Here is a 6,187-nt window from a genome sequence, read left to right as displayed (position 1 = left end):
CAAAAAATATTTCGCCGAAAAACCAAACTGAATTCTAAAATGGCAATAGATAACATCGGTTTGCATCAATGGCTTAATTTCGTGTTTCTTTAGAAAATACTCTGATAACCGGAAGTTTGGTATATATTTGCAATTGTCCGGTGACAGGCAAGCCACTGTATGCAAGCCGCGGGGACGTTGTGCGTCATACTAACTAAAGATTAAGATGAATAATTAAAATGGACGAATTCTTCTACTCTTTACTTCTAATATTAGTACCAATTCTTATTTTTGGAATTCCAATTTTACTCTCTTATTGGGTTTACAAAATTTTCAAAAAAAAAGATATTAAACCAAAATGGAGAATTCTCGCCTTCTTGCCAATTTTTGTAATTGGATACTTTGTTTACAGTGCTTTTTATCCTTCATCAGAATTTTATGAAACCGATTTTAAAGAAGTTACGGGAATAGAATTGCCTCAAGAAACTGAATTTGAATATAAAACTTCAAGTTATCCAGATCAACACGGAGATTACACTTCAGTTTCAATAATCAAAGTCGAAACTGACTTTTATAAAAATTTGCAATCTAAACTGTCCGAAAATGGACTATTTGAAAATGAAAATAGATTAGGTTGCCCCGAATTAGATAATGCGGAACGAGAAATGAGCGGTTTGAAAATCGAGCGTGAATTTTCAAAAGAACTAGATGATAGCTTTTACTATGTAGCATTTTTATCAGACAAATCATCAATTTTAGTTCAACGTTCAAGTCATTAGAAGAAAGTACGAACGCACAACAGCGGTTTGCCTCAATGGCTTATTCGGTGTTTCTTTAGAAAATACGCTGATAACTCAAAGTTTGGTTTATATTTGTGGTTGTTCGGTAACATTTCAAGCCACTGAGGCAAGCCACCGGACGTTGTGCGTCATTTTGGCGAAACGAAAAAAATCAGGATAATAATTGCCGAATGAAATATACATTAGAAGGACAGGAAACGGAAAGATTAAAATTTAGGTTACTAAATAATGAGGATTTTGATGTATGGATTGAATTGTTTGAAAATATAGAAGTTTGTAGATTTTTAGGAGTCGACAAAATTGAAACACCAAACGAAAGATGTAAACTTTGGTTTGAAATGACATTTGAAAGATATAAAAACGATTTAGGCGGAGCGAATGTATTATTCGATAAAACCACAAATAAAATTATTGGTCAAAGTGGACTTATAGTTCGAGAAATTGAGGAAAAACAAGAAATAGAAATTGCTTATTCTATTTTACCAGAATATCGAAAAAAAGGATTTGCTTCTGAAGCAACTAAAAAATGTAAAGATTTTGCATTTGAGAATAATTTTTCTCAAAGTTTAATTTCAATAATTAATACTGAAAACATCAATTCTGAAAAAGTTGCGAAAAATAACGGAATGAGAAATGATAAATCCATCGAGTATAATGGAATGCCGGTAAATATTTACCGAATCGATATTAACGATTGGAAAAACAAATAAAAAAACGAACGCACAACATCGGTTTGCATCAATGGCTTAATTCCGTGTTTCTTTAGAAAATACACTGATAACTCAAAGTTTGCTATATATTTGCAGTTGTCCGGTGATAGGTAAGCCACTGAATGCAAGCCGCGGGGACGTTAACTATAACTATCTGAAAACGTTTACGGTGAACATAACCAAAAGGCGTAATTCAGGTTTTTTTCCACTTCTATCCTATTTCCGAAAAGTTTGCGCTTAACCGAAATCTTGTTTTGTACTTGCCATTTAATTGGCTTAGCAGAAAGCTGAAAACGCAACGTTGAAAAGTTTTGGCTGAATTCCGAAAACAGAATTGTAAAACCGAAAACCAAACTAAGCGTAAAAAATAAATAGCTATAGTTAACATCGGTTTGCATCAATGGCTTATTCAGTGATTCTTTAGAAAATACGCTGATTACTGAAAGTTTGGTATATATTTGCAATTGTCCGGTGACAGGCAAGCCACTGAATGCAAGCCGCGGGGACGTTAACCATCATTTTAAGGAACGAAAACTTGAAAGACAAACTACCAAATGACAGAAAGTAAATCCGAAAAAATAGCAAAACAGATACGGAAGAATATTCTTGAAATACTTAATTTATGGAGTTCAAAAGAAAGTCAATTAAAATTTCAAAAAGACGTTCCAATTGCGCAAGTTTCTAGCGAATTATTTAACCTTTGGGATGATAATTATTATCCAGAAAGCGAAATTCATAAAATTGCATTTACCAAAAAGGAAAGAGATATTCTTGCCAAATTTAATACTTTATTAAATATTGTTTCCGAAAAAATACCCGAAAACTTAATGAGTATTGAGGAATTTATTTTGACAAAAGAATGGTTAGAAGTAAACGAATTTGCAAAAGAAGTGTTAATCGAAATGAATGAATAATATTTATCAGTAAGAAAAACGATGGTTAACAACGGTTTGCATCAATGGCTTTAGTTGTTTTTTCCTTCGGAAAAAACTCTGTTAGCTCCAATTTTCATCTATATTTGTGATTGTCAGTGATGTTTCCGCCACTGAATGCAAGCCGCGGGGACGTTAACGACAAGCCTAAAAAAAACGAAACGTAGAATTTTCAATGACAACAAAATACAGTGCGGAATTACAATTTGAACTTTTAAAATTTCACTGTGAAAAGGATTTGAATTTGAACCAAAATCTACAAATCAGAACTGTTCGTGTTTTAAAAAGAAAGCGCTTTAAGAATATCAATCCTTGGCTACTATTATTTTTTTCAAATGATGAACTTGTTTATAGAGAAAATCACATTACTTTCTATACTATACATTTAAAACACTCAAAAGAAACATTCCTTACAGGTATTGAATTTGAATATATTGAAAACGGAACGAAAAATGAAACCAGAGTGTATTTCAAACCGATCAATTTACTTCTAAATAACTTATTGAGTTCAAAATATGATATAGTAATCAACAAAACAATAACCGAAGCGAAAAATAAGGCCAGTCGTTAACAGCGGTTTGCCTCAATGGCTTAATTCTGTGATTCTTTAGAAAATACGCTGATAACTCAAAGTTTGGTTTATATTTGTGATTGTTCGGTAACATTCAAGCCACTGAGGCAAGCCACCGGACGTTATGCACAACCTTGTTAAATCTACCTAAATGAAAACTATACTTTTATTTACATCTTTTTTTATTTTATCATCATGTAAATCAATTTCAGACAAAGAATTTGAAATAGAAAATGGAAATTTAAAAGCAGAATTTAGCACTGAAAGTGAAAAATATGTCAAAGAAAATGCATCAAAATTATCAGATGAGAAAATGCTAAATTCATTAGATAGTATCGTTGAAGAGTACTTTATAAATAGAAATAAAAAATTAGCAATAAAATACATTAAAACTAAAAGCGGGGTAAAAAGATTGAATTTTCTAAAACCAAATTTTACAAAAGAAGAGCTTAAAAATCTATTAAAACAAGTACCTGAATCTATAAAAAAAGACACAAACTATATTGCCTTACAAAAATACATAAACTAAAAAAAGGCAATGCATAACAGCGGTTTGCCTCAATGACTTATTCAGTGATTCTTTAGAAAATACGCTGATAACTCAAAGTTTGGTTTATATTTGCGAGAGTTCGGTAACATTTCAAGCCACTGAGGCAAGCCACCGGACGTTATAAGCAAGCCGGCAGTAGACTCAACTTCTACGTTTCAATAAATAAATCAAATGAAAATTAAAGGATTAACAATAATAGCAATCATCAGTTTCGGAATAGTTTATTGGATTAATTTCATTGACTTTAAATTCGCAGGAATGATTAGCGGAAAAGCAGAAAAGATTGAATCCTTGATTGAAAATTTGTGCATGTCTTATTTAGCTGGTTATATGTTTTACTTCTTAAACATTTATCTTGTTGAAAGAAGGGAAAAAAAACTTATACTTCCTTTTGTATCAAGAAATGTTATAAATCTAATTGTAAATAATTATTCCATAATTTGTTGCTTGAGAAATAACCAAAAAATTGATTTTGATAATTTTCCCTCAAAAAGTGAATTTAATGTATTGTTAGAAAAAGTAAATCCAAAAGATAAAATTCCATTCTATTATAAAAATGAAAATTGGATTTTCCTTTTTAATAAAAGACAAGATTCAACTCTTAATTACATAAATAGAATATTTTTATCAGGAAAACATATTGATGAAGAATTACGAAAAATATTATTAGAAATGCAGTTCTCTCAGTATTTACAGGATAATTATGCTTTTAACTCAGATGAGTTAAAAGATAAAAATTTATCTACATACTCTCTAATCTTTTATAACCACTTTCAACTTATTAAAGAATTGCATACCTATTATGAGAAAAACCTAAAAACCTATTATATGGGTTCAATTGCAAAAAGTATTATGAAAAGAATAAGAACCAAGGCCAGCTTATAACAGCGGTTTGCCTCAATGGCTTAATTCTGTGTTTCTTTAGAAAATACGCCGATAACTCAAAGTTTGGTTTATATTTGTGAGAGTTCGGTGATTTTCACGCCACTGAGGCAAGCCACCGGACGTTAGCAGCTATTTTGAAAAACACCACAAAACAATGAAATATTTAATTTTAATAATTACATTTTTATCGCTTTTAAGCTGTAAAAAATCAAATGAAAAAGGTGAATTTGATTCTGCCAAAATAAAAAATATAAATGAAATTGTAGAAACCATAATCATCGAAGACAGTTTAAATGTTCTAAAAAGTGACAAAAAATCAAGAATGTTATGCGAAGATTTAATTAAAATTAATGTCTACGTCCCTGAGAAAAGCAAAGATGGATTGGAGCTGCCACCTCCACCACCATCAAATAATATTTCAATAAACACCTTGATAAATAGCAAAATTATTGAGCCTATGTTTTTTACAAGTAAAGATTCAACATACTTGATTTTGCAAAATTCTGGAATTGTAAAATATAGAATTGATGAAAAAATATTAGCTAAAGTAAATTTCACATCATCTGAGATGGAAAAAACAAAAAGAAAAATTGGGAAACATTATAGTTTCTACGAAATATCACTACCTCTTTTTTCAGTAGATAATAATAAAGCCTATGTTGAGCTAGGTTATTACTGTGGAAGTCTCTGTGGTCAAGGCAAAGCATTTTTTTTAGAGAAAATCAATGGAAAATGGAAAATAATAGAATCATTCGGAACTTGGATTAGTTAAAAAACAGCAGCTAACAGCGGTTTGCCTCAATGGCATAATTCCGTGTTTCTTTAGAAAATACGCTGATAACTCAAAGTTTGGTTTATATTTGTGATTGTTCGGTGATGGGAACGCCACTGAGGCAAGCCACCGGACGTTGTGAGCAATTTTATGACACCAATCCATTTCAAAATGAAATATATAATTATACTTTTTACAGTTTCAGCTTTTTTTCAAGCTAATGCACAAAAAATCAAATTCAAAGATTCTAATCTAAAAAAGGCTTTAATTGAGCTTGGCTACGATAGAAATAAAAACTCCGAAATAGAAGTTAGTGAAATTGATACTGTTCAAAAACTAAGAATATCCAAACGAAATATCAAATCGCTTGACGATATGATTTATTTCAAGAATTTAAAAGTACTCAATGCTATGACTAACGACATAAAAGAAATTAAAGTCTTTTATGGAAACTCAACTATCGAAGAGTTGTATATTGGCGAAAACAAACTGGGACCAAAATTAGTAGTCAAAGACATGCCTAATCTTACGGGTATTTATGCTTTTCGCAATGACATAGCTGTGTTTGAATTTATTGGAGAATTCCCAAAGTTAAATTCTTTGTATATTCAAGGAAATCCTGTTGTAAATCTTGACCTTCAGAACACAAAGAACTTAGAAAATTTACAACTTTTTGAGTGTGACAAATTAAAAACAATCGACTTATGGAAAAAAACAAAGATTAAGCAATTTTTTCTATTGGACATGAAAGTTGTAAATGTAGTCTCTAAAAACGAGTTTGTCAGAACTGCATATATTGAAAAAAATTCAGATCCAAAAAATTCTCCAAAAATTGACAGTGTGAAAACTGCACCGGTAATCAAAATTACTAAAGACATGATTATAACGCCGAGTAAATAAAAACTGCTCACAACAGCGGTTTGCCACAATGGCTTAATTCTGTGATTCTTTAGAAAATACGCTGATAACTCAAAGTTTGGTTTATATT

Annotated in this window: 8 protein-coding genes; all 8 read left to right on the top strand. The window is 30.8% G+C overall.

From position 1 onward, the window contains the following. The first annotated feature begins 218 nt into the window (after positions 1-218). The 8 genes from FNW07_RS13410 to FNW07_RS13375 all read left to right on the top strand — a co-directional run bounded on the left by FNW07_RS13410 (position 219) and on the right by FNW07_RS13375 (position 6,099). Positions 219-758, top strand: a complete 540-nt coding sequence (locus tag FNW07_RS13410) for a hypothetical protein (protein WP_126745363.1) — start codon at positions 219-221, stop codon at positions 756-758. A gap of 191 nt (positions 759-949) precedes the next feature. Then, on the top strand, positions 950-1,489 hold the full coding sequence (locus FNW07_RS13405) for a GNAT family N-acetyltransferase (RefSeq protein WP_126745364.1): 540 nt from the start codon (positions 950-952) through the stop codon (positions 1,487-1,489). A gap of 554 nt (positions 1,490-2,043) precedes the next feature. Beyond that, positions 2,044-2,403, top strand: coding sequence for a hypothetical protein (locus FNW07_RS13400; protein ID WP_126745336.1), 360 nt, complete (start codon positions 2,044-2,046; stop codon positions 2,401-2,403). 193 nt (positions 2,404-2,596) lie between these two features. Then, positions 2,597-2,992, top strand: coding sequence for a hypothetical protein (locus tag FNW07_RS13395; protein WP_126745335.1), 396 nt, complete (start codon positions 2,597-2,599; stop codon positions 2,990-2,992). A 151-nt stretch (positions 2,993-3,143) separates the two neighbouring features. After that, positions 3,144-3,521 (top strand): hypothetical protein, encoded by a 378-nt coding sequence (locus FNW07_RS13390; protein ID WP_126745334.1) that lies wholly within the window; start codon positions 3,144-3,146, stop codon positions 3,519-3,521. 192 nt (positions 3,522-3,713) lie between these two features. Next, positions 3,714-4,427: a hypothetical protein gene (locus FNW07_RS13385; protein WP_126745333.1), complete on the top strand. Its 714-nt coding sequence runs from the start codon at positions 3,714-3,716 to the stop codon at positions 4,425-4,427. A gap of 154 nt (positions 4,428-4,581) precedes the next feature. After that, a complete protein-coding gene (locus FNW07_RS13380) occupies positions 4,582-5,199 on the top strand; it encodes a hypothetical protein (protein ID WP_126745332.1) in 618 nt (205 codons plus the stop codon). Positions 5,200-5,370: 171 nt separating this feature from the next. Further along, positions 5,371-6,099, top strand: coding sequence for a leucine-rich repeat domain-containing protein (locus tag FNW07_RS13375; RefSeq protein WP_144265639.1), 729 nt, complete (start codon positions 5,371-5,373; stop codon positions 6,097-6,099). The last annotated feature ends 88 nt before the right edge of the window (positions 6,100-6,187 follow it).

This window comes from Flavobacterium sp. GT3R68 (assembly GCF_007109225.1).
GTDB lineage: Bacteria > Bacteroidota > Bacteroidia > Flavobacteriales > Flavobacteriaceae > Flavobacterium.
The sequence above is the reverse complement of the archived record's forward strand: the minus strand, read 5'-3'. Positions and strand labels throughout refer to the sequence as shown.

What these genes read in the sequence shown, in the direction of transcription:
- FNW07_RS13380 (WP_126745332.1), top strand. Translation starts at nt 4,582, where the DNA reads ATGAAATATTTAATTTTAATAATTACATTTTTATCGCTTTTAAGCTGT.
- FNW07_RS13405 (WP_126745364.1), top strand. Translation starts at nt 950, where the DNA reads ATGAAATATACATTAGAAGGACAGGAAACGGAAAGATTAAAATTTAGG.
- FNW07_RS13390 (WP_126745334.1), top strand. Translation starts at nt 3,144, where the DNA reads ATGAAAACTATACTTTTATTTACATCTTTTTTTATTTTATCATCATGT.
- FNW07_RS13400 (WP_126745336.1), top strand. Translation starts at nt 2,044, where the DNA reads ATGACAGAAAGTAAATCCGAAAAAATAGCAAAACAGATACGGAAGAAT.
- FNW07_RS13395 (WP_126745335.1), top strand. Translation starts at nt 2,597, where the DNA reads ATGACAACAAAATACAGTGCGGAATTACAATTTGAACTTTTAAAATTT.
- FNW07_RS13375 (WP_144265639.1), top strand. Translation starts at nt 5,371, where the DNA reads ATGAAATATATAATTATACTTTTTACAGTTTCAGCTTTTTTTCAAGCT.
- FNW07_RS13385 (WP_126745333.1), top strand. Translation starts at nt 3,714, where the DNA reads ATGAAAATTAAAGGATTAACAATAATAGCAATCATCAGTTTCGGAATA.
- FNW07_RS13410 (WP_126745363.1), top strand. Translation starts at nt 219, where the DNA reads ATGGACGAATTCTTCTACTCTTTACTTCTAATATTAGTACCAATTCTT.